Source organism: Bacteroides sp. AF25-38AC, from assembly GCF_003602995.1.
Classification (GTDB): Bacteria; Bacteroidota; Bacteroidia; order Bacteroidales; family Bacteroidaceae; genus Bacteroides; species Bacteroides uniformis.
Window position 1 is genome coordinate 87389 of sequence record NZ_QTMD01000005.1, and the last position, 21624, is coordinate 109012.

The window sequence follows — 21624 nt, forward strand, 5'->3', positions numbered from 1 at the left end:
TTCTGGTGTCGGATGCGCAGGCTTTTTCCCTTCTGCCTCACGTATCTTCTCTCTTTCCGTTCATTCACTTCCCCTCTTCTCCGTTCACGGTTTAGCCGTTGGAAACAGTCGTGTTTATGACATCTGATGACATTTGATGACATCTGATGACACCTTTTTGAAAATCAGCATATTATTTGGAAATACCCCATACCTTTGAAGCGTCAAAGCAATTCATTAACCCCTAAAAGAAAAGGTATGGCACAAGAAAAGACCCCGAACGAAAAGCCCAAACGGACTCGGAAGCCGAAGGCCGGAAGTGATGCTCTCCCGGTGGAACAGATTACGGAATTGATGCTGGTTCATAACAAGAACGATCCGAAATTCGGAGTACAGGCTGTCAGTGAAATTGACAAGGACGGAAAAGCGAAGACGGTTCCGGCGGACGAGAAGAATGAAAACTCATTCCTGAAATTCGACAAGAATTCGAGTATTCTCGAAAACTTCATCAAGAATTTTTGGAGCCAGCTCAAGGAACCTACCCATTTCCGCCTGCTCCGCATGACCTACCACGACTACAAGGTGAACAAGCAGGCCATCAGGGATTTGTCGGAGGGAAAGCAGACGGATGCGGTGAAAGAGTTCCTCAAACGCTACGAAATCCGTCCGAGAGAAAACAAGAAGGAACAAAGTGTAAACCAAAAAGAAACAACAGCTATGGCAGACAAAGAGACACAACCGCAGGAACCCCTGCAACAGAGCGAAGTACAGCAGGCGGCACAGCAACAGCAGCAGCCCCAGGCTCAACAGGCAGCGCAGGAGTCGCAAGGACCGCGTTACCGGTATAATGAGAACATGGTCAACTGGGAGGAGTTGGAAAAGGTCGGAATCTCAAAGGCTTCGCTGGAACAGCAGGGACTCCTTGATTCCATGCTGAAGGGCTACAAGACCAACAAACTGGTGCCCCTGACCATCCATCTTTCCGGTTTGCTGACAGCCAAACTGGATGCAAGGCTCTCACTCATCCCGCAACAGGACGGACAGGTGGGACTTGCCATTCACGGCATACGCAAGGAACCGCAGTTGGAACGTCCTTATTTCGGGTTTAACTTTAACGAGGAGGACAAGAAGAACCTGCGTGAGACCGGCAACATGGGGCGTGTGGCGGAACTCAATCTGCGCGGAAGTGAATATACCCCCTGTCTGATTTCCATCGACAAGAGCACCAACGAGCTGGTTGCCGTCCGTCAGGAGCACGTTTACATCCCGCAGGAAGTGAGCGGGGTCAAACTTACCGCAGAGGAAATCAGGCTGCTGAAGGAGGGACAGCCTGTCAAAGTGGAGGGCATGACTTCCAAAGCGGGCAAGGAATTCGATGCCACACTCCAGTACAGTGCCGAGCGCAGGGGACTGGAATTCATCTTTCCGAAAAACCAGATTTTCAACGAACGTTCCATCGGAGGCGTGCCTCTCTCGCCCACCCAGATAAAAATGCTCAGCGAAGGACATACCATTCTGGTGGAAGACATGAAGTTCAGGAACAGGAATGACACCTTCTCGTCCTTTGTAACGATAGACAAGGTAACGGGGCGCCCGAACTACACGCGGCACAATCCGGAAACCGGAGAGATTTATATTCCAAAGGAAATCTGCAACGTGCAGCTGACTGCCGAAGACAGGGAAACCCTGCGCAAGGGACAGCCGGTCTATCTGGAAAACATGATCGGGCGCAACGGGGAGGAATTCTCCTCGTTCGTCAAGCTGGATATGAATACCGGCAGGACGATGTATTCACGCACGCCGAACGGATTCAACGAGCAGCAGGCACCGCGTATTCCGGCGGAGGTTTACGGGCACGTGTTCACGGCACAGGAAAAAGCGAACCTCCAGGATGGCAAGACTTTGCTTGTCGAAGGGCTGAAAAACAACGGGCAGACCTTCAGTTCCTACCTGAAAGTCAATCCCTATTCCGGGCAGTTGCAGTATTTTCAGGAAAATCCGGACATCCGCAGGGACACTTCCCGCCGTGCCACACAGACGGAAACCGCACAGGGACAGCAGCAGGAGCAGAAGAAGGGTGCATCGCAGGCGGTATAGACCTGCTCGGAGAGAAACAGAATCAATCATACAAACCTAAAAAAAACGAATCGTATGAATACGGATCAGAATACCCGTCATATTTATAAGACGGAAGATATCGACTGGGACGGTCTGAAGGCCGCAGGTATCAGTAAGAAACAACTGGAAGCGGAAGGCAACATGGAACTGTTGCTGCAAGGAAAGGAAACGGGCATCGTTCCGCTGAAACTCCATATTTCGGTCCTCAGCCTGACAATGGATGCCACGCTGAAGCTGGTACCCGACGGCAACGGCAGGCCGGTTATGGAAATAAACGGTCTCCGTCAGAAGGAGGAGGCGGCAGTTTGACCGGGAAACAATAAGTATAACTCACGTTCCGTGCCGTTCCTGACGGTACGGAACATCAAAAGGAAAAAGAATATGATAGCGATAGTGACTGACAAGCCCAATGTGGGCAGAGAGATAGCAAGGGTTTTGGGAGCTGACAGAAAAGAGAACGGATATATGAGCGGAAACGGATACATGGTAACATGGACATACGGCAACATGCTTTCCCTGGCGATGCCGAAAGATACCGGTACGGCATGGGTGGAGCGGGAGAACTTCCCCCTGCTGCCGCCTCCTTTTCTGACGGTACGGCATGTAAAGACGGACACGGGATGGAATCCCGACATCAATGCGGTGCTCCAGTTGAAGGTGATAGCCGGGGTGTTCGATGCGTGTGACACCATTGTTGCGGCAACCGACGCTTCCCGCGAGGGGGAAATGCTGTTCCGGTATCTTTATCGTTTTTTGGGATGCAGGAAACCTTGCCTCCGCCTGTGGATCTCCTCCTTGACGGACGAAGCCATTGCCAAAGGAATGGAAAACCTTCGTCCTTGCAGCCTGTTCGACAACTTGTTTTTGGCGGCAGACAGCCGCAACAAGGCCGACTGGCTTCTTGGAGTCAATTCGAGCTATGCCGTCTGCAAGGCGGTCGGTTTCGGGAACAACTCGCTTGGAAGGGTACAGACCCCTGTATTGGCAGCGATAAGCGGACGGTACAGGGAAAGGGAAAATCACATTCCCGCAGACAGCTGGCCCGTATTCGTCAGCCTCTGCAAGAACGGGAAGATAATAAAGATGCGGCATGTGGAAGATTTCTGCAACCGCCGGGATGCCCTGGAACTTTACGAGGACTGCAAGGCGGCAGGATATGCCCGTATCACGGCAGTCAGCAGCCGGACTGAGGAAATCACCGCACCTGCCCTTTATAACCTGACCGGGCTTCAGAAGGATGCGAACCGTTACCATAACCTGACAGCCATACGGGTGCAGGAAATTACCCAAAGCCTGTACGAGAAAAAACTGATCTCCTGCCCGCGCACTTCCAGCCGTCTGCTGCCCGGAGACATGTATGACATGTTGCCTCCGGTTATGGAAAAGCTGCTGTCCGGCAAGGAATTCCGCCAATATGCCGGTATGATCGACCTTGCTGCAAGGAAAGGCGTAACCGGAAATCAGGACACGGCGGAGCATCATGCCATTGTCATCACCGGCATACAGCCGGGGGAACTGGACAGGGAGGAAAGGCTGGTTTACACCCTTGTTGTCGGCAGGATGCTTGAAACGTTCATGCCGCCCTGCAAGGTGGAATATACGACGGTTGAAGCGGTCTGTGCCGCACGCAAGTTCCGAATCCGTACATACCGTATTCTGGAAACGGGGTGGCTCGGTATCTTTCAGAGGGAACGGCTTGTCGCGGAAGACAACGACCTCTGTCCCGTACCCCCTGAACTTTTTCGGGAGGAGAAACTGCCGGTAACGGGATGCAGTCTTATACACAGGAAATCGCTGCCCGCTGCCCCTTATACGGATGAGGAACTGGCAGACTATATGGACAAGACCGGTCTGGGAACCGCATCCACGCGCACGAATATCATCCGTACGCTTCTGGAGCGTAAATATATCCGGTATTCGGGCAAATACATTATCCCGACCCCGAAAGGTCTTCTTTTATATGAAACGGTACGCGGAATGAAAGTGGCTGACTCCTCCCTCACCTCCGGCTGGGAAGCGGAGCTAGCACGGATTGAACGGGGAGAACTCACACAGAAAGAATTCCTGGATGGTGTATTGGAAACGGTAAATGAGGTTACCGGTGAGATTTTCCGGAAACTTTCGGAAGATGAACGGCCGCATGGTTCCATATAGACGGCTGGGCGGAAGGTACGGAACAGAAGAGGTGCAGACTGGGGTCTGTGCCTCTTTTTTTATATATGTACAAGATACGTTTTTCCGCTTTTAAGCGGCAAAGGTCTTGGATTGCCTCGTTTTTGCCGCAAGGCGGCCCCTTTCAGGGGCTGGTCGGCTAAAAGAAAATCATCCTCGCTTCGCTGCGGTATTTTCTTTTGCCAAGCCTTGCGCAAAAAGGCAATCCAAGGGCCGGAGGCCTATAAAATCGGGAAAACATATCCCGATGGGATTATTCATTCTTAAAAATTTAAAGACATGAAACTGAAATTCATCGAAAACATCTGCAGGCAAGTGGTCGCACTGGTTCTGCTTACGGGAATATGCCTGCTTTACTGCAAGGGCGTCATTCCCGTGTATCTGTCTGTCCTGTTCCTTATGTCCGGAACACTGGTCCGTCTCGCCTTCAGGACATTCACCTTTGTCTTGAAAACAATCCTTGTCCTGATTGTCATGGGCATGCTTGTATAACCATCAAATGCAGAAGATATGAGAACTTACACATTTACATCCTCGGCTCCGGTCATGCCGGCTGCATGGCCTGCCACAAACCGGACAACACCTGTCAAAAGACAGCCTCCCTGTACGACAGACGGGCCCAGACGTATCGGCTACTATCTGGAACCGTTGAAAGGCATCGCCTCGAATCCGGACAGGCAGAGAATCCTGAAGGATTTTTTCAAGGAAACTTATGTATAACATTTTAAATTTTACCATTATGTTTTTTCAAGCAATCAACCAAATGATTACGACAGGCACAGACCTGAGTATCAACATCAGACGGGTAAACGACAATCTGACGGTAGCCGTCGTTCCCAGACGGTCGGGAGTAAAGGCCGGAGAACGCATTGTCCCGCTCATCCTGAACGGTACGCCGGAAGAACTGGATGCAGGATTCCTGCAGGCTGTCGGTGCACCCGTACAGAAAGCGCAAGGTATCCTTACCAACCTGGAATCGTTCGAGAAGCAGGCAGAGCAGGCGGTTTCACAAAGCAAAACCTCCAAGCCTACGGTGGAAAAGGAGTCCAAGGAAGCCCGTGAAAAACGGGAAAAGATGGAAAAACTGTTGAAGAAAGCTGAGGATGCCACGGCAGGAAAGCATTATTCCGAAGCATTGACCTGGTTCAGGCAGGCTAAGGTACTGGCACAGCCGGACAAACAGGCGGACATTGACAAAAAAATGGCGGAAGTGCAGAAGAAGGCATCCGAGGGAAGTCTGTTCGACATGGTACAGCCGCCGGTAACTGCTCCACAGCCATCCTTGCAGCAATCGGCTCCACAATCGATGGCAGCCCCGACGCCACAATACCGGAGCGGAGAGCAAGTTCCGATGTTCATGCCCGAACAGCCTGCCCCGGCTCCGCAACCCGTTGCACAGCCGCAAGTCCAGCCCGTACAATATAGGCAACCTGCACCGCAACCGGTTCCTCAGCAGGCTGCTCCACAACCGCAAGACATCCAGTTCCATCAACCGGTACAGGTGCCGCAACCGCAATTGGCGGACAATCGCTGGATGCAACAACCGGCTCCGTCACAGTATGCAACGGTGCAGGAGGCTGCAATGTATAACTTCGACAAGGATTACGAGGATGACCGGGAGCTGCTCAGGGAGGACCCTTATGCGGAATATCCGGACTTTCCGAAGGAATGCCGCATGACGGATATGGCACAAATGGATATGGTATATTGTTAAACCCTATAAAAGAAAAATAATATGGCACTTGAAATCAAAGGATTGCAGAGAGTATTCAAATTCAAGAAGGACTCTATGGAGCTCGTGTTGGATGATCCGAACAGCGAACTGTCCGTAAACGAGGTGATGGACTTCTATTCCATGACCTACCCTGAACTGACCACGGCAACGGTATATGGTCCTGAGTGGGAGGACGACAAGGCGGTTTACCGCTTCAAGACAACCATCGGAGTGAAAGGGTAAGCGGTATGAACAAGAAAAAAAAGGATAAGGAAACATGCAGACAGCTTTCAGAACAAGCCAAGGATGGACTGGCACGGCTGATTATTCTCTCAGTAAGTTCGTCCCACATCCGAAGGGGAACCTCGGAACGGAAAAGAAGGATACTTCCGCCACCGGGAAGCACAATGCTTTTCTGACCGGTAGAATCACACCCCTTGCACCGGATTATTGGCATCAGGATATGGATAATGATTCTCCGATCAATCTCACGACTCCGGAAAATTTTGACTATCTCTACCGGTCGGCATCAAGATATGCGGAACTTATGGGCATAAAACTCCCTTTCCGATACAGGAAAGGGGGGTGCCCCCGCCTGAATATTACCGAGTTGTACAGAGTTATGGAAGAGTGTGTACCGGAGTGTATCAATCTGGAAAAGAAAAGCGGAAGGCTGCATTTCTGTCTGTTCCGCCATCACGACTGGCCGGAACCTGCTTTGTTCTGGATTCCGGTTGATTTTACGGAACGGCTTCCGGCACCATTGAAGGACATTGTCAGGGAGTTCATCCGGCAATTTGTCCGGCATCACGGGCTGTACGATGTTACCGAGACATTTTATTATGACTTTGCCATAGAAGAGCTGGAAGACTGGGGAAACCGGGATTCCGATGCTTCCCCGAAGGAAATCAGGGCGAACAGACGGCTGGCGGATTCCTATCAGTCTGGAAAACGGATGAAAGCACTCAGACGGATGTCGGGCAAACCGTTCTGCAAGTCTTTGGAAGAGGCTGTGCGGAATTACCGGACAAAAAAGGAAAAAGAGCTGAAGCTGTTGGAACTGATAGAGGACGGCATGGCATTGATTACTCCGGAAAGCCCGGTCCTGACAGGCTACCAGTACGATTGGGCTTATGAAGAGGAATGCGATTTTCCCCCGGTGGGAATGGAAAGCCAGGTCATGCTGGTCTATTCTACTGGTGATACACTGGCGGAGTGTGTCAAGGAGTATATGAATTCGGACTACCGGGAGGTCTATGCCCTTACTCCGGTCACTTACAAGCTACTGACACCGGAAACAGACTGTCTTTTTCAGATGGATGACTATCCGGAAAGGCTTTCCAGATGGTTGGTGCGTTTTACAGACTATATTGATGACAACTTTTAAAACGAATGAAATGAATGAACTGACTAAGAAACTTCAACAGGTGATGGTTCCCAAAGCGGCACTGATTGCTTACGAATACAGTGATGGCCGCTATGGACACGGGACATATTATCTCGAACTGCATCCGATCAACGACAGAGGCCGGATGGAGGCTGCCGTCCCCGTTACGTATGAATTTATGGACTCCCTTGTGGAATACTATACGGATAACCGGCAGGATGTACCGCATGGGAAAATCCCCGCCAATATGCTGTGGTGCGATACACGCAAGGGACACGAGAGGTACATCTGGTACAATCCTCCGGGAAAACGGCAGATGTTCTTTTCCGAAAGGCTGAATATTCCGGACGGGACATTCCATGTACCCGGTGTCATTTACAGGGTTTCCGGTGACAGACTGGAAATTTTTGCCTATAAGGGAGAAGCACCGGCAGAAGACAGCCCGCTTTTCCTTGCCCCGTTTTTCAATGTAACGGGAAGCAGTGTCTGTCTGGGAAATGCCTCGTTGACTCCTCCGGAAAACATGACTTTCTCAAAACTCCTTGAGCATTGGGAAAAACGCTTCTGGCTCAGTGAATTTTCCCATTTGGGAGGAAGCAGGAACCCCACCGAAAGCAATCTGGTTTCGGTGACGGAAAAGGCACGGACCAATCCGTTTGACTATAACGAATTGAAACCTATGGACAGACAACTTAAAGACTTATTGGTATGAAAAAGATTCATTATACAGACAGATACCTGCTCAATCCCCACCATCCCGTAACCGTTTTCGTAATCGGTGCGGGCGGAACCGGATCGCAGGTGGCCACCAATCTGGCAAGAATGAGTATCGCATTGCAGGCACTCGGACATCCGGGCCTGCACGTGACGGTTTTTGACCCCGATACTGTCACGGAAGCGAATATCGGACGCCAGTTGTTCAGCGAATCCGAGCTCGGACTGAACAAGGCGGTGGCACTTGTAACCCGTATCAACCGCTTTTTCGGCTTTTCATGGGAGGCAAAAAGGCAATGCTATCCGTCAGGAACATCAGATTCCGTTTTGGCGAATATCATCATCACCTGCACGGATACCACCCGTTCACGGACCGGTCTGTGGCGTTTTTTGAAAAAGCATAGGGAACGTTCATACGATGACGAGAAATCACCGATATACTGGATGGATTTCGGCAATGCTCAGACCACCGGACAAGTACTGATAGGAAATGTCAAAAGCAAGATACCGCAGCCCTCCTCCATTGAATACCTGCCTATACCCAAGATGAACGTCATAACGGAGGAAGTCCCTTATTCCACCATCAGGGAGAAGGATTCGGGACCGAGCTGCTCGCTGACGGAGGCATTGCAAAAGCAGGATCTCTTCATCAATTCCATGTTGGCACAAATCGGATGCGACGTCCTGTGGCGCATGCTCAGGGAAGGAAGAACGTTCTACCGGGGAGCCTATCTCAATCTTGACACGTTACGGGTAAACCCCATCCCGGTATAGAACACAAACGTCAGTTTCTCCTGATACATAAAACGATGTATAGGAGAAACTGACGTTTTGGAACACTCCTGCCATGCGGTTTAATATTTCAGCCGTACGGCATTTGCCACTCCCTTTTCCGTCATGACCAGCTCATACCGGTCCAACTTTTCATAAAGTTTGCCCAATGTCTTGCATCCATATCTCCTGACCTTGAATTTGGGCATCATTTTTTTCAATGCACCGCCGATCAGTGAAAGGGAAACCTCTTCTTTGCCGTCAGCCGCCTGCTCAAAAGCCTTGTCGAAATACTCCATATCCCTTCGGATAAAAAATTCGGGAGTGTTCTCCTCTGCCTTGCTTTCCTTCCGGTCGGCATACAGGAATACGGAACAGGACCGTACCAATGACACCGGGGTCTTTCCTTCCCCATATCCCAGCACTTTCACCCCGGCTTCCCGTATCCGTTGGGCAAGCAGGCTGTAATCACCGTCACTGGCCACCAGGCAGAAACAGTCCACCTGCCCGTCCCGAAGAATATCCATCGCATCTATGACCAGTGCAATGTCCGTCGTGTTCTTTCCGGGAACATGGGAGGAAGCTTGTACAAGCCTGAATCCATGCTCCCTGGCACTTTCCTTCCATGCGGAAAGCGCTTTCCTCGTCCAGTCTCCATAAATTCGTCTCACAACGGCATCCCCGTAACGGGAAACAAAGCCCATTATATCTTCCATCCTCTCAAAGGATGCGTTATCCCCGTCAATAAGGACTGCAACGGTATATCTTGAATTGGCATTTGTCTTCATAACAACTGTTTATGAAACAAAGTTAGCATAACTTTCCCATGTTGGTATTCCCGCCCTTATCTTTTTTCCCACGTTTCTGTAAAAACTCCTGTATTTCCGAGCTTCTGTAGAAGTTTTTCCCGTTATCGTCCGTCTGGTAATAACGGATCAGCCCTTTTTCCCTGTAACGGGCGACTGTCCGCAATGACACGTTTAGCAGTTTGGCAATGTCATAGTTGTCCAAAAGCTCGTCTCCGTTCAGGCAGTCCTTCACGCGTCCCATCCTGTCCAGTTTCTTTTCTATACGGTCAAAACCTTCCACTATGGTCATTATCATTTTTTCAAGCACTTCATTGTCTATATACATCATGGCAATTTTCTCCTGTCTTTTTAAAGGTTATTACTGGAATACCCTTTTCTTGTGCGCACTTTCAAGAGTATATGCCATGTTCAGTGAAAAATGTATGCCACATTATCCGTTTATATTGGATAAGAAATTGTATAACACTGCAAATCAATAAAATACAGATATAAAAATAGTATAGGGGAAATTGAAATGTAAAAATTCGAGGTGTAAAATTGTAAAATCCGAATGTAAACTTTACAATTTACAGGTCGTCAGACCTTCTCCAGATCAGGACTGATAGATGGCGTTTCCATACCAGGCGTTTTACTTTTGCCGGCGAAGGCATCTGAAAGGTACGGGCAAGAAATACAGCACCTTCCACTTTGGCACCGGCCCTTTCCAGATTATGGGCGTATTCCATCAGGCTGGCTCCGCTGGTCAGCAAATCATCGACAATCACCACGCGCTTTCCGTACAGATCGTTTGACATCATATAGTTGGCGGTATTTATTTCAGAGCGTTTTTCTGAGGCGTGTTTACACTCCCTGCTTTCCGTAATGCATATTAAATCCAGTCCTGAACGGACATAGCCATGCGTTTCCAGAAAACTGGCAATACCTGAGAAACGTCTGTAATAGCGGTCTGATGTGCTGCACGGCATAAACATGGCAGTAATATCCTCATCAGTGGAAAGAAGCAGGAATGCTTGTGAAAAATATTCCGTACAGCTGTCTTTTCCATCCTTGAAATCATATACTTTTTGCACGAATGCCAACTGGTCATCACAAAGCCAGCTTTCAAAGCGTTTGGGAAAATAATAGCCGGCAAACACGCAGCGAATGCTCCCGAATGAGAACAATCGCAACGGACGGACTTTATCAAACAGCTCAGGACAAGTCAGCGCATATAGCAGCGGTGCATGAGGATTTCCTGCTATGATGGCTTGACGTAGCGGTTTCTCCCTGTCTTCCCGCTCATCGTAGGCTGCTGCATATTGGCATAGCACCTTGCCGCACTTTTTTCTCCAGTATTGTCCGTATATCCAGAGAACGATAGCCGCTAGTAATAATGTTGCATTGATTATCAGTTCCATATTTCCTGTTTTTTTATTTTCGGACAGATTGTCCGAGATAAAAATACTGTTTTTCCGGTAAAGAAACAGACTTTTAGCCATTCTTTTACTTTGCTTCCCCAAACAGAGCGGTCTCTGACATCTGATGACATCTGATGCCGTTTGATGACATCCTTTTGCCCACGACTTTTACTTCCCGTATTTTCGTGCCGGACAAAAAAAGCAGAGTTTATGGAGTTTGTATGTATCGAAGCTAAGGCATTCATGGAAATGAATGAGGCTTTGGAAGCCGTTGAAAAGAAAATGCGTGAAACATGCGGAGGAGGCATCTGTAGTATGGATGACTGGATTGACAATCAGGAAGCGTGTATGCTTATGAATGTCTCGCCCCGAAAGCTGTTGCAACTTCGGAGAAGCAGGATTATCCCTTACAGCCATATAGACCGCAAGGTATATTACAGGCGTCAGGATATTATACGTTATTTGGAAAACAGTATTCACCATGTAACCCCCGAATCCTTATGACTCAATTCATACTGACCAAAGAAAGCCCTGAGATTATACGTTTTTTTCGGAACATAAGCACCCTGTCCAAAATGCTGGATGACCAGGAGAAAAACTTTCGTCCGGTTCTGAACGGAGAGCGTTACATTACCGACAGCGAGTTGGCGGAGAAATTAAAGCTGACACGAAGGACGCTGGCTGATTACAGAATGAACGGCAGGCTGCCCTATTACAAAGTAGGAGGCAAACTTTTATATAAGGAAAAGGACATTCTGGTTCTGTTGGAAAAAAACAGGGTGGAAACATTTGATCATTGGTAATACCCGTTTCCAAGTATCACGACATAAACATAAGAAAGTCATGGAAACGATAAAAAGAGAGGGTTTCATGGCTTTCTTATTACAGAACCGGCAGATTATAAGTTTTTTTATTTTGGAATCATATATCGGTCAGCATTTCTATTTCTTACATGTAAAGGTAGCCTTTTGCTTCTGATGCGCAAGGCGGTCCTTCGGACTGGTTGGCTGAAAAAATCATCCTCGCTTCGCTGCGGTATTTTTTCGCCAAGCCTTGCACTATCAGAGCAAAAGACAAATGTCTGACATGTAAGAGATAGAAATACCGGCTTTGCCAAAGCCGGAAATGTTTAATCACAAAATAAGAAAATTATGATTCAGACAACAAACAAGTATAGCAAAGAAACTTTCATCCGCCTGAACTACTGGTATGATCGGATACACGGACTTGTACAGGAAGATATAGATAAAGTGAATACCATGGTGGAACACATCGAAAAGACACGCTCTGACCGGTATCCACGGACAGGAGACAACCTGTTCTTTGTTTCCGGTTATGGTGAGCGTTCCCGGCTGTTCTTTATAGATGCCGTATATGGAGATAACATTATACTCCGGGATTTTTCCCGTGTTCCATTCGTGTCCCGTGACAAAGAGGGTATCAAATGCGATATGCATGGCGGTGAGTGTCTGTTGGTAAAGGCAGGCGATGTAAGGTTCAAGGCATGGACTACCGGCCGTTTCAAGCATTGGGGGCATTACGGGGCATGTGAAAACGGGGAGGTTTACTACGATGCGAAAATAGCCCTGTGGGAGTGTGGCGCACCTGAACAGCCGGAAAGCCGGGAATGGTTCAAAATCCATATCCGCAAAAACACCCGGCCGAGCGAGGATATGTACGTCGGAGAAATATCCTGTAAGGATGAGGATGGACTCAAACAGTTTGTCAACGACCATGAAGGTACCATATTCGCAGAAGAGGATTCTCAGGAAATGGTCATGCTGTGTTTCAGGCATTCCGACATGAGGATTTCCCCGGAAGAATGGGAAAAGATGGATTGTCCGGTATCCATGCGTGAGATATACGGACAAATGCATGAAGTAAAGATTGTAAAAGACCATAAAACGCATCTGACCACATTCTACTATTAACATAGTATCACCACATGAAAAATCACCCTTGTTTTCTTCTGCCACATATGACAGGAAGGAAACAAGGGTATATCATCAGGCAGTCTTTTCAATACATCTATTAGATATGGAGCAGATTGTTCTTCCTGCACAAATATTCATTCAGATCCTTATATCCGGAATATTCATGCGAAAAATCGCATATACGGATTCCGTATTTGTCCTTTAATGCCTGCACCGCATTTTTCCCGGCGGTATCATTATCCAGACAGCAACGGATGCCGTCATATTGTGAAAGGAAAGAAAAAGCCTTCTGTAAGTTACTGACAGAATTCAACACTATATAATCCCCCTCTTCCAAAGATGGAAAAGCCGGTCTGAAAGACAGAAAATCCATAAACCCCTCAAAAATATAGCAAATCCTGCTTTCCGGCGTGCTAATGATGCGACTGATGTCCTTGGGAGCAATACAAGCCTTGAAATACCTGTTCCTGATTTCGTACCCTCCGGAAATATTAGGGAAAGCGATGGCAAAATAATTCTTCCCATTCCGTTTAAAATGAGCTTCCCTGCATATTTTTCGGGCAGTTTCCAGATCGATGCACCGTTCCTTCAGATAAGTAAGCAGTATCCGGTTGGCAAGAGGAATGATTTTCAGATCTTGAAAGGCGAGATATGCCTTTTCAAACGGACAGGAAACAGTAACCGGTTTCAGTACGGCTCTTTTATCCCCAATACACTGTAGTACATAACCTATATCTTGTGTCCGATAAATCTCCTTGGCCAACGTTATAATGTCCCCTCCCTTCCCCAGACCGAAATCATACCACAATTCCTTATGGAGGTCAACCTTGAAAGAGGCCTCCTTTTCCGTCCTGAAGGGCGATTTGTACCATACGCTGTTCCCACGCTGTATTACCGGTTCGTATCCGAATCCGGCTAAAAAATCAACAAGTCTGATGTTCTTTGCTTCTTGTATGTTCATGGCATCTCATTTTCATGGATTAGTTCACTATTAATACACGACAAAGAACCGCTTTATATCCGAAACATAAAAAGCAGTGTCATCAGATGTCATTAAAAGTCATCAGATGACATCCTGTATATCCTTTTTACATGAATGGCTCAAAAAAACTTTTCTGTTTTGGCATGCACACCTCCTTCATGCAACAATGCCGCAAAGTATGATAAAGGCATGAATTATAAGTAAAACAAAACTGTACAAAATAATATTTATGGAGAAGTTATGACATTCTGAATAGTATCTGTATATTTGTAGAATCCAATAACACATAATATATTTGAATGGTATAATCTGTAGACATTATATCGAATAAGGTTTTAGGATATTGATAACCAATAGCCCTGTTTCTTTTCTGTATAAACTCTATATTTTAATACAATGGAAATTTAAAAACTGTTGACTGCCGCTTTACTATAAACTATTAATTTAAAAAAGTATTTATGAACAACATGAAAGATTTGATTGCGTTATTTGACAACCACAAGATTTATGATACGGATATATGGACAAATGTCCTTATTCTATTGGTGTTTACAGATTTGTATTTAGGTGTGTGTTGTCCCCAAAAAGAACCTGGAATTACGTTTCAGGATTTAACTCTAATAAACCTGATTCCATTCGTAATATTAGGTATTGTCTGTATTTGGACTGTGAAATTTTTTACTTGTATCCTCTTTGCATTATGTACACTAGCAGTACCCTTAATTGGGAAATATATTTTTCTATTTAAGGATGAAGAAGTTTCGATATTTATGTTGAAAGAATATGCAATGAAAACCAATAATACTGTGATTGCACAAATTGTAAGCGATATAGAGATACAAAAATCAAGAAAGGTAAAGAGTGCTTTAGGAAAGGTGGGAGCCATAATCTTATGTTTAGTAGATCTCTTTGCAGGTGCTTTCATGCCCAAGTCAGTTCCAAACTTTTTGGCGCCTAGTGAAATAGTCGTCATTTGTATTTTTGCTCTTTTAGTGCTTTTGGTTTATTCATGCAAAATAAAGATTCAAGGGGTATATCTTTCTAATGATTTGCGAAGCAAAATTTCCAACTTTAAAGTCAACACCCCAAACAATAAATAAATTCTTAATGCATTTAATTTAGCACATGTTTTTATTTTTTTCTCTTGTTGAAAACTATAATTAAAAGGAATGAAAATATTTGCAGAAATCGAACCTGTGTATTATATTTGCAGTGTCAAAGAGACAAATTTTGTCAGATTAGTAAAGAAAAACAATGAATTTAGCGTAAGGCCAATTCAATGGTTTTCATAAAAGATAAAGCAAAAAATGTGCAGTCACTCAAGGAGTTAGAATAAACCGAAGCAAAAGGTTCGATTCCTGGTGGCACCACTCAAATAAATACTCCCATTGAAATGATAATATTTCAATGGGAGTATTTATTTACACCCACTCCCCCTATCCCCAGCAACATGCTTTAAGATAGACTTTACTATTATCCCATGAAAAGGTCTGATAATAAAGAAATATGCCCTTCCCAGCCAATTATTGTACTTCACAACAGTAGTAATCCGAAGTTCTTGTTTTCCTTCGTGATATTCCCCGCACCACATGGACACATGGAAATCAAGATGCTTATCCGGCATTCCGAGAATTTCTTCATGCAGATTTTTATCCAAGACCATATCTGTAAATCTAGTTGCTGTATCCAGTCCTAATGGCTTTACAATCGCATTCCTAAAATTCATGAGCCAACCAATCCACTTAGGAAATCGGCTGAAGGCAAGATTGCGAAAATCTTCCGGTGTCAAAGCCTGCCCAGTGACCATCACTTTAGAAAAAGAATCTATATAATCTACAGGAAAATAATTCTTTATTAAGCTGTCTGCCGGTATATCTTTCATCTTATCACATATTGAATTTATTACTCGTTTGCTTTTCATTCACGACGTCCCCAATGACACGGCCTACAAAGGTAGCCACTTAATCCAACCCTACAACATATTCTTAGAAATAATATTATCCCGTAAAAGATAAAGCTCAAAAGAAAATTATCAGTTATCTTTGTTCCATGACTACCAACAAGACAACTCCCAAAGAATTATGGGCAAGACAGCAGATTAGCGGTCCCGATGTGGACTATGATTTGTGGAACAAGAAAAGAATATCCGTGCAAGCGTTCTCACAAATGAGTCAGAGCTGTATTTTTACAGTTGACGTATTTAAAGAGAGATACGATTTTGCATCCGACAGTTTTGCCCATCTTTTCGGATACAATCCCACTTGGATAAAGACAATCAAGCAACAAGGCGATTTACTGGAAGAGAGAATACACCCTGATGACAGAATTCAACTCACAGAATGCCAAATCGAGCATGGACAGTTCATCTACTCACTCCCACCGGAAGAAAGAAATGACTACCGGCAAATATTTCAATTCCGTATGTTGAATGCACGGCAACAGTATATCAATGTAAGTAGCCGGCAACAAGTCATAGAAACAGACCGGAATGGTAAAGCCTGGATAATCATGGGAGTAATGGACATACTTCCCGACCAGACCCCTATCGAAAGAATCAAACGGACGGTGGTGAACAGAAAAACGGGAGAGATGCTTCCAACATGCACTGTTTCTCCTGACAAACAATTATCCAACCGGGAGAAAGAAATATTACGACTCATCCGACAAGGTTTTCTAAGCAAGGAAATCGCTCACCAGCTGGGAGTGAGCATCTATACTGTGAACAATCACCGGAAAAACATCCTAAGCAAGTTAGATGCCAACAATATAATGGAAGCCATCCATATAGTAGAAAATCTTGGTATCTACCTCTAAGATTACGGAAGCCAACCGAGACTGTCCGCCAACTGATTTGTTTTGCGCCACTCTTCAAGCTCCTTATAAGTGCGGACACCTCCCGTAAAGACAGCATGATAAATCTCTATACCTGGAATCGTTACACCATCCGGCACATCGAATTTGATTTGCAATATCGTTTTCCTAATTTCAGGAGTAAGGCGCTCCGCAATAGCGGCAGTCACCTTTTCTACAACACCATCATACCTGGAACCTTTCCGGATGTGAATCATATCAAACTTCCAAGTATTCTGTTCTCTATCCTTATATAAAGCATGCCACTCCATGCACTCTTCCTCCGTATGGATAAGGTTCCTATATTGTATTTCCTGCAAAGGCAACCGTTCCGCAAGTTCCCGGATGACCGAAAAGCTCTCTCCTACATCCAACCTATCGGTATAAATATGGATATCTATATCCCTACTTTTCGCCAACAGCCCGGTACGGAGTGAGCCCACCAAATGAACGGTTGCTCCAATGCGCTCCCATGCTTCAATAATACAGGTATCTTCCAATACTTTCCATGCAGATTGCTGATTCTGCCTTGCAAGCTCATGAATGTCCATTTACCTCCACTTTTTTGAATGTGCAAAGATATAAAACTTCCCAGTATATAGCTATAAATAGCCATTTCCCTTCTTGATACAATACACTAATTTTGCACACTGTCTTATCTTTTAGCAACAACTAATTATGGCATTCAATCAAACAGAGAAACAAGAGAAAGAATATTTAAAGCAAATAATCAGTTTTCTGAAAAAGGTTATCGGTAATACCGACGCATCCGTGAAAGACCACGTCGACACCTTGGCAGAATACAAAGACTATATCTGGTCCAACAAAGACATCGACCCACACGAGATACGCTCCATGCGCGAAAGCATCCTGAACCATTTTGCCTTGGGGGAAAGTGTAATCAACAAGCATAAGCGGCTCACCAAGATACTTGCCATTCCTTACTTCGGACGAATTGATTTTTTGGAAAAGAAAGAAAACAGCAAAGTGATGCCTATCTATATAGGTATCCATACCTTCTATGACCCGGAAAGTCGAGCTACCCTTATCCATGACTGGCGAGCACCCGTTTCGAGCATGTTCTATGACCATGAATTAGGAGAAGCAGGCTATCGGTCTCCATCGGGAGAGATTAAAGGAGTAATTTCCCTAAAACGCCAATACAGAATTCGGGGCGGCAAAATGGAATTTATGATTGAAAGTGCCCTGACCGTCCATGACGACATTCTGCAAAAAGAGTTAAGTTCCAATGCAGATGACAAGATGAAAAATATCGTTGCCACCATCCAACGGGAACAGAACCGGATTATCCGCAACGAAGATATCCGCACGCTTATTATTCAAGGAGTGGCCGGCTCTGGAAAAACATCCATCGCCCTGCACCGCATAGCCTACCTGCTCTATACCTTCAGAGACAGCATCTCATCAAAAGATATTCTGATTATCTCCCCCAACAAAGTGTTTTCCGATTATATCTCCAACGTCCTCCCCGAACTTGGGGAAGAAACCGTGCCCGAAACCAGTATGGAACAAATACTCTCCGGAGTGTTGGAACACAAATATAAGTACCAAACATACTTCGGGCTAGTGAATGAACTGTTAGAAAAGCCATCCTCAAGCCTCATCGACAGAATAGCCTATAAAGCCTCTTTCGGCTTCATTTCAGAGCTTGACAAGTTTATCCTCCACATAGAGAACACCTACTTCAAGGCAGCAGACGTGAAGCTGACCAAATACATCACCATACCTGCCCCGTTTATTGAAGAACAGTACCTACGTTTCAACCGTTATCCCATACGCCGACGATTTGATGCTATGGCTGATTATATGCTGGATATGTTGAAAATACAATACGCCTTTACGGTAACCACCGCCGGCAGAAACCTTTTGAAAAAAGAAATCAGACTAATGTTTGCAGGCAATAACGACATTCAAGTCTACAAAGATTTCTTTAAATGGACAAATAATCCCGGAATGTTCAAAATGCGAAAGGGACATACACTCGAATACTCAGACTTGGCACCGCTGGCATACCTACACTTGGCATTGGAGGGAAACGGGAACCAGCCATTCAGAGTCAAACATCTGTTGATAGATGAGATGCAGGACTATTCGCCCATACAGTACAAGGTAATACAGAAACTCTTTCCATGCCGGAAAACCGTGTTGGGCGATGCAGGACAGTCCGTGAATCCTTATGGCTCATCCACAGCAGAAACTATCCAAAAGTCACTTACTGCAAGTGAAATCATGAAATTGTGTAAGAGTTATCGTTCCACCTTCGAGATTACGGATTTTGCGCAAAAGATTCATCCTAACGCAGAGCTGGAACCGGTTGCCCGGCATGGAGAAAAGCCACAAATCCTGCAGTTCGGCAGTGCCGTAGAAGAACTGTCCGGCATTATGGGGCTAATCTCCACTTACCGGAAATCCGGATATAAGTCTCTTGGCATCATATGCAAGACGGAGCAGCAAGCCAGGAAGATGGCAGACATGCTGAAATCATATGCCAATGATATCAGCTTCCTATCAAGTCAAAGCTCCGCATTTGTGCAAGGCATCGTCATCACCTCTGCCCACATGGCAAAAGGGCTTGAGTTTGACGAAGTCATTATTCCACAGACGGATGAGAGAAATTACCGTTCGGAGATTGACAAGAGTATGCTTTATGTAGCTGTAACCAGAGCTATGCACCGCCTAACCTTGACATTTCACGAGGCAAGACCGGCAACTCACTGATGATGGATTATTAAGGAAATCTATCCCAACAGCCTTGTACAAGATGCGGCAAGTAACAGCGTATCTCATCAATCGACCAATCCCACCATTGCAGCCGCAATAATTTCTTCACCACATCCTCATCAAAACGTTTCCTGATTTCTTTGGCAGGAGTTCCCCCTACAATTGTATAAGGGGGAACATCTTTAGTCACAACAGCACGTGCACCAATAATCGCCCCATCTCCTATATGAACACCAGCCATTATCACCGCTTCATAACCAATCCAAACATCATTACCTATTATAATATCTCCTTTGTCATCCCATGCATCCGTTATGTCCGATTTCTTCAATCCCCACTCTTCGTAAAATAAAGGAAATGTATAAGTAGACAGAGATTTCAACGTATGATTGGCACAGTTGAACAGAAATTTCGTACCGCAAGCAATGGAACAGAATTTACCAATAACCAGCCTCTCCTGATGGATGGGGTAATGATACAGCACATTGTTTTTCTCGAACAACAAAGGGTCAGCTACAAAATCATTATAAATAGTATAGTCACCAACCTCTATTCGAGGATCCTTTACAACAGCATTAAGATATACGGTTTGCTTATCTCCCGTACGCGGATATATTTTAGTCATCATAATTCGATATGTTTCTAATATTGTTTACTTCTTAAATAGAAAACCGATTGCAGTGCCAGCAAAATCACAAAAAGGTATTCTGCCGTTAAGTAAATAGCCAAGGATGCATGAGTGCAAGCGCTTAACCAATAAAGATACCCCAAATACACGACAGTGGTAGTCACTTGGAAAAGAAAAGTAATCCGGGTTTTACCGGTCCCTCCAACTGCGTTGAGATATACATAGCCTGGCAAGGCAAAGGTATAATTCAGCAACGTCACAACAAAAGGGATGAAAGCCTGCTCCGTCAACAGTTCGTTATCTGTATAGATTCCTATTATCAAGCGATTATAACATACAGCTACCCCTATCAGTGGAAATCCAGCAGAATAGCCCAACCTCAGTATCTTACGGCAGATAATGAAAACAGCCCTCCTTTCTCCAGCCCCAATCGCATTACTGACCAGCGAACCCGTAGTGACCGCAAAAGAATTGACTATTACAAAAAAGACAGCAGATACACTTCGCGTAATATTGGAAATGGCTAATTCCGTTTTACCCAAATGTTCCACCGCCACAAAAAACAAGAACCACGGAGCCACGCTGATAAAGGCATGAAGCATGCTCCATACCGACAAGCTCAGCACATCCACCAACAGCTTTCCGTCATATACCGGTTTCAATCCATATTTCCCTTTATCTATTTTCAGCCATACATAGAAAAGAAGCATCACCAAAGAACCCATCTCTGCCAGAGAAGAAGCAATGGCAGCTCCCGATATTCCCAGTCCTCCAACAATTATCAGAATATAATTCAAAGGAATATTAATCACTACTGCAACGGCAGCAGCCCACGATAATGCCCGAGTGCATGTTATTCCCACAAGAAAAGAACGGATAACCAAAAACGGAAACGAAAACAGCAAACCGAAACTGCGCCAGTCCAGATATTGAATTACAGCCCGATAAATCTCCGGCGAGGAAATCAACCTTCCCAATATGAAAGGAGAACTTGCCTGCATCAGCAGACAAAGCAAAATGGCCAATCCCGATAAAAAGAAGAAACCTTGAAAGAATATCTTCCCAGCCTTACCATAGTCACATTCTCCATTCCTTCGGGCAATCATCACCTGCAATCCGATACTAAACCCAAACCCAAGCATGTAGACCGCCAAATAATAAATCCCCGCAATGGCAGATGCTCCCAATTCCACCTCGCCAACGTGACCTAAGAAAACAGCATCGGTTATATTTATCAGCTGCTCCATCAAAATGCTCATCATTACCGGAAAGTTGATAAGCCATATCTGTTTATATGTATAATGCATTGCTCAACAATAAAATAGCACAAAACAACACACTGTACAAGTACAGCATGCCATCCTGCAAATTCATGAATAAAAGGATACACAATCTCTGTGGCAAACGGGTCATCGTTTGCCAGATAG

Annotated in this window: 24 protein-coding genes; 16 read left to right on the forward strand and 8 right to left on the reverse strand. The window is 45.5% G+C overall.

Annotated elements, in window-relative coordinates; all coding sequences use genetic code 11:
• The first annotated feature begins 237 nt into the window (after window positions 1-237).
• The 10 genes from DWY55_RS05045 to DWY55_RS05090 all read left to right on the forward strand — a co-directional run bounded on the left by DWY55_RS05045 (window position 238) and on the right by DWY55_RS05090 (window position 8858).
• Entirely contained in the window at window positions 238-2076 is a 1839-nt protein-coding gene (locus tag DWY55_RS05045; RefSeq protein WP_004288698.1) for a DUF3945 domain-containing protein, read from the forward strand.
• Window positions 2077-2130: 54 nt separating this feature from the next.
• Window positions 2131-2406 (forward strand): DUF4099 domain-containing protein, encoded by a 276-nt coding sequence (locus DWY55_RS05050; RefSeq protein WP_004288697.1) that lies wholly within the window; start codon window positions 2131-2133, stop codon window positions 2404-2406.
• A gap of 72 nt (window positions 2407-2478) precedes the next feature.
• Window positions 2479-4251 carry a DNA topoisomerase gene (locus DWY55_RS05055; protein ID WP_004288696.1) on the forward strand — a complete coding sequence of 591 codons (1773 nt, stop codon included), beginning with the start codon at window positions 2479-2481 and terminating at the stop codon, window positions 4249-4251.
• 297 nt (window positions 4252-4548) lie between these two features.
• Entirely contained in the window at window positions 4549-4761 is a 213-nt protein-coding gene (locus DWY55_RS05060; protein ID WP_004288695.1) for a hypothetical protein, read from the forward strand.
• 18 nt (window positions 4762-4779) lie between these two features.
• A complete protein-coding gene (locus tag DWY55_RS05065) occupies window positions 4780-4989 on the forward strand; it encodes a hypothetical protein (RefSeq protein ID WP_005858546.1) in 210 nt (69 codons plus the stop codon).
• Window positions 4990-5008: 19 nt separating this feature from the next.
• A complete protein-coding gene (locus DWY55_RS05070) occupies window positions 5009-5983 on the forward strand; it encodes a PRTRC system protein E (RefSeq protein ID WP_039953009.1) in 975 nt (324 codons plus the stop codon).
• Between the two features lie 21 nt (window positions 5984-6004).
• Entirely contained in the window at window positions 6005-6226 is a 222-nt protein-coding gene (locus DWY55_RS05075; protein ID WP_004288692.1) for a PRTRC system protein C, read from the forward strand.
• 34 nt (window positions 6227-6260) lie between these two features.
• Window positions 6261-7370, forward strand: a complete 1110-nt coding sequence (locus DWY55_RS05080; RefSeq protein ID WP_004288691.1) for a hypothetical protein — start codon at window positions 6261-6263, stop codon at window positions 7368-7370.
• A 10-nt stretch (window positions 7371-7380) separates the two neighbouring features.
• On the forward strand, window positions 7381-8082 hold the full coding sequence (locus tag DWY55_RS05085) for a prokaryotic E2 ligase family D protein (RefSeq protein ID WP_032935770.1): 702 nt from the start codon (window positions 7381-7383) through the stop codon (window positions 8080-8082).
• Window positions 8079-8858, forward strand: coding sequence for a PRTRC system ThiF family protein (locus tag DWY55_RS05090; RefSeq protein ID WP_004288689.1), 780 nt, complete (start codon window positions 8079-8081; stop codon window positions 8856-8858). Before DWY55_RS05085 ends, DWY55_RS05090 begins: the two co-directional genes overlap by 4 nt.
• Before the next feature lie 80 nt (window positions 8859-8938).
• Here the strand turns inward: DWY55_RS05090 and DWY55_RS05095 are convergent, their stop codons facing one another.
• The 3 genes from DWY55_RS05095 to DWY55_RS05105 form a co-directional block, all read right to left on the reverse strand.
• Window positions 8939-9643, reverse strand: a complete 705-nt coding sequence (locus tag DWY55_RS05095; protein ID WP_004288687.1) for an NYN domain-containing protein — start codon at window positions 9641-9643, stop codon at window positions 8939-8941.
• 22 nt (window positions 9644-9665) lie between these two features.
• Window positions 9666-9992 (reverse strand): helix-turn-helix domain-containing protein, encoded by a 327-nt coding sequence (locus tag DWY55_RS05100; protein WP_004288686.1) that lies wholly within the window; start codon window positions 9990-9992, stop codon window positions 9666-9668.
• Between the two features lie 238 nt (window positions 9993-10230).
• Complete coding sequence (locus tag DWY55_RS05105) at window positions 10231-11061, reverse strand: phosphoribosyltransferase (protein ID WP_172556406.1); 831 nt, start codon at window positions 11059-11061, stop codon at window positions 10231-10233.
• 210 nt (window positions 11062-11271) lie between these two features.
• Between DWY55_RS05105 and DWY55_RS05110 the strand changes: the two genes are divergently transcribed.
• From DWY55_RS05110 to DWY55_RS05130, 3 genes are all read left to right on the forward strand, one after another.
• The gene (locus DWY55_RS05110) at window positions 11272-11565 is read left to right on the forward strand and encodes a helix-turn-helix domain-containing protein (protein WP_004288683.1); all 294 of its coding nucleotides are present in this window, start codon (window positions 11272-11274) and stop codon (window positions 11563-11565) included.
• Complete coding sequence (locus tag DWY55_RS05115; RefSeq protein ID WP_004288682.1) at window positions 11562-11864, forward strand: helix-turn-helix domain-containing protein; 303 nt, start codon at window positions 11562-11564, stop codon at window positions 11862-11864. The genes DWY55_RS05110 and DWY55_RS05115 overlap by 4 nt, the downstream gene beginning before the upstream one ends.
• Window positions 11865-12212: 348 nt before the next feature.
• Entirely contained in the window at window positions 12213-12992 is a 780-nt protein-coding gene (locus tag DWY55_RS05130) for a DUF4121 family protein (RefSeq protein ID WP_004288681.1), read from the forward strand.
• A 100-nt stretch (window positions 12993-13092) separates the two neighbouring features.
• Here the strand turns inward: DWY55_RS05130 and DWY55_RS05135 are convergent, their stop codons facing one another.
• A complete protein-coding gene (locus tag DWY55_RS05135) occupies window positions 13093-13956 on the reverse strand; it encodes a toprim domain-containing protein (RefSeq protein ID WP_004288680.1) in 864 nt (287 codons plus the stop codon).
• A 479-nt stretch (window positions 13957-14435) separates the two neighbouring features.
• Between DWY55_RS05135 and DWY55_RS05140 the strand changes: the two genes are divergently transcribed.
• On the forward strand, window positions 14436-15077 hold the full coding sequence (locus DWY55_RS05140) for a hypothetical protein (RefSeq protein ID WP_004288678.1): 642 nt from the start codon (window positions 14436-14438) through the stop codon (window positions 15075-15077).
• A gap of 317 nt (window positions 15078-15394) precedes the next feature.
• Here DWY55_RS05140 and DWY55_RS05145 read toward each other — a convergent pair whose 3' ends face one another.
• A complete protein-coding gene (locus tag DWY55_RS05145; RefSeq protein WP_005835508.1) occupies window positions 15395-15859 on the reverse strand; it encodes a DUF2867 domain-containing protein in 465 nt (154 codons plus the stop codon).
• A gap of 167 nt (window positions 15860-16026) precedes the next feature.
• Here DWY55_RS05145 and DWY55_RS05150 point away from each other — a divergent pair, with 167 nt between their 5' ends.
• The gene (locus DWY55_RS05150; RefSeq protein ID WP_120178028.1) at window positions 16027-16791 is read left to right on the forward strand and encodes a LuxR C-terminal-related transcriptional regulator; all 765 of its coding nucleotides are present in this window, start codon (window positions 16027-16029) and stop codon (window positions 16789-16791) included.
• A 2-nt stretch (window positions 16792-16793) separates the two neighbouring features.
• Here DWY55_RS05150 and DWY55_RS05155 read toward each other — a convergent pair whose 3' ends face one another.
• Window positions 16794-17378, reverse strand: a complete 585-nt coding sequence (locus tag DWY55_RS05155) for a nucleotidyltransferase domain-containing protein (protein ID WP_009037035.1) — start codon at window positions 17376-17378, stop codon at window positions 16794-16796.
• 127 nt (window positions 17379-17505) lie between these two features.
• Between DWY55_RS05155 and DWY55_RS05160 the strand changes: the two genes are divergently transcribed.
• The gene (locus tag DWY55_RS05160) at window positions 17506-19566 is read left to right on the forward strand and encodes a HelD family protein (protein WP_005835504.1); all 2061 of its coding nucleotides are present in this window, start codon (window positions 17506-17508) and stop codon (window positions 19564-19566) included.
• A 10-nt stretch (window positions 19567-19576) separates the two neighbouring features.
• Here DWY55_RS05160 and DWY55_RS05165 read toward each other — a convergent pair whose 3' ends face one another.
• Both DWY55_RS05165 and DWY55_RS05170 read right to left on the reverse strand, forming a co-directional pair.
• On the reverse strand, window positions 19577-20197 hold the full coding sequence (locus DWY55_RS05165) for a CatB-related O-acetyltransferase (protein ID WP_005828836.1): 621 nt from the start codon (window positions 20195-20197) through the stop codon (window positions 19577-19579).
• A 14-nt stretch (window positions 20198-20211) separates the two neighbouring features.
• Window positions 20212-21504: an MATE family efflux transporter gene (locus DWY55_RS05170; protein ID WP_005828839.1), complete on the reverse strand. Its 1293-nt coding sequence runs from the start codon at window positions 21502-21504 to the stop codon at window positions 20212-20214.
• Window positions 21505-21624 lie beyond the last annotated feature (120 nt).

Excerpts from the sequence above, each read along its gene's own strand:
- DWY55_RS05065 (WP_005858546.1), top strand. The coding sequence starts at position 4,780 with ATGAGAACTTACACATTTACATCCTCGGCTCCGGTCATGCCGGCTGCA.
- DWY55_RS05105 (WP_172556406.1), bottom strand. The coding sequence starts at position 11,061 with ATGGAACTGATAATCAATGCAACATTATTACTAGCGGCTATCGTTCTC.
- DWY55_RS05110 (WP_004288683.1), top strand. The coding sequence starts at position 11,272 with ATGGAGTTTGTATGTATCGAAGCTAAGGCATTCATGGAAATGAATGAG.
- DWY55_RS05170 (WP_005828839.1), bottom strand. The coding sequence starts at position 21,504 with ATGCATTATACATATAAACAGATATGGCTTATCAACTTTCCGGTAATG.
- DWY55_RS05085 (WP_032935770.1), top strand. The coding sequence starts at position 7,381 with ATGAATGAACTGACTAAGAAACTTCAACAGGTGATGGTTCCCAAAGCG.
- DWY55_RS05090 (WP_004288689.1), top strand. The coding sequence starts at position 8,079 with ATGAAAAAGATTCATTATACAGACAGATACCTGCTCAATCCCCACCAT.
- DWY55_RS05050 (WP_004288697.1), top strand. The coding sequence starts at position 2,131 with ATGAATACGGATCAGAATACCCGTCATATTTATAAGACGGAAGATATC.
- DWY55_RS05165 (WP_005828836.1), bottom strand. The coding sequence starts at position 20,197 with ATGATGACTAAAATATATCCGCGTACGGGAGATAAGCAAACCGTATAT.
- DWY55_RS05150 (WP_120178028.1), top strand. The coding sequence starts at position 16,027 with ATGACTACCAACAAGACAACTCCCAAAGAATTATGGGCAAGACAGCAG.
- DWY55_RS05075 (WP_004288692.1), top strand. The coding sequence starts at position 6,005 with ATGGCACTTGAAATCAAAGGATTGCAGAGAGTATTCAAATTCAAGAAG.
- DWY55_RS05095 (WP_004288687.1), bottom strand. The coding sequence starts at position 9,643 with ATGAAGACAAATGCCAATTCAAGATATACCGTTGCAGTCCTTATTGAC.
- DWY55_RS05160 (WP_005835504.1), top strand. The coding sequence starts at position 17,506 with ATGGCATTCAATCAAACAGAGAAACAAGAGAAAGAATATTTAAAGCAA.
- DWY55_RS05045 (WP_004288698.1), top strand. The coding sequence starts at position 238 with ATGGCACAAGAAAAGACCCCGAACGAAAAGCCCAAACGGACTCGGAAG.
- DWY55_RS05080 (WP_004288691.1), top strand. The coding sequence starts at position 6,261 with ATGCAGACAGCTTTCAGAACAAGCCAAGGATGGACTGGCACGGCTGAT.
- DWY55_RS05070 (WP_039953009.1), top strand. The coding sequence starts at position 5,009 with ATGTTTTTTCAAGCAATCAACCAAATGATTACGACAGGCACAGACCTG.
- DWY55_RS05140 (WP_004288678.1), top strand. The coding sequence starts at position 14,436 with ATGAACAACATGAAAGATTTGATTGCGTTATTTGACAACCACAAGATT.
- DWY55_RS05135 (WP_004288680.1), bottom strand. The coding sequence starts at position 13,956 with ATGAACATACAAGAAGCAAAGAACATCAGACTTGTTGATTTTTTAGCC.
- DWY55_RS05055 (WP_004288696.1), top strand. The coding sequence starts at position 2,479 with ATGATAGCGATAGTGACTGACAAGCCCAATGTGGGCAGAGAGATAGCA.
- DWY55_RS05130 (WP_004288681.1), top strand. The coding sequence starts at position 12,213 with ATGATTCAGACAACAAACAAGTATAGCAAAGAAACTTTCATCCGCCTG.
- DWY55_RS05145 (WP_005835508.1), bottom strand. The coding sequence starts at position 15,859 with ATGAAAGATATACCGGCAGACAGCTTAATAAAGAATTATTTTCCTGTA.
- DWY55_RS05155 (WP_009037035.1), bottom strand. The coding sequence starts at position 17,378 with ATGGACATTCATGAGCTTGCAAGGCAGAATCAGCAATCTGCATGGAAA.
- DWY55_RS05060 (WP_004288695.1), top strand. The coding sequence starts at position 4,549 with ATGAAACTGAAATTCATCGAAAACATCTGCAGGCAAGTGGTCGCACTG.
- DWY55_RS05100 (WP_004288686.1), bottom strand. The coding sequence starts at position 9,992 with ATGATGTATATAGACAATGAAGTGCTTGAAAAAATGATAATGACCATA.
- DWY55_RS05115 (WP_004288682.1), top strand. The coding sequence starts at position 11,562 with ATGACTCAATTCATACTGACCAAAGAAAGCCCTGAGATTATACGTTTT.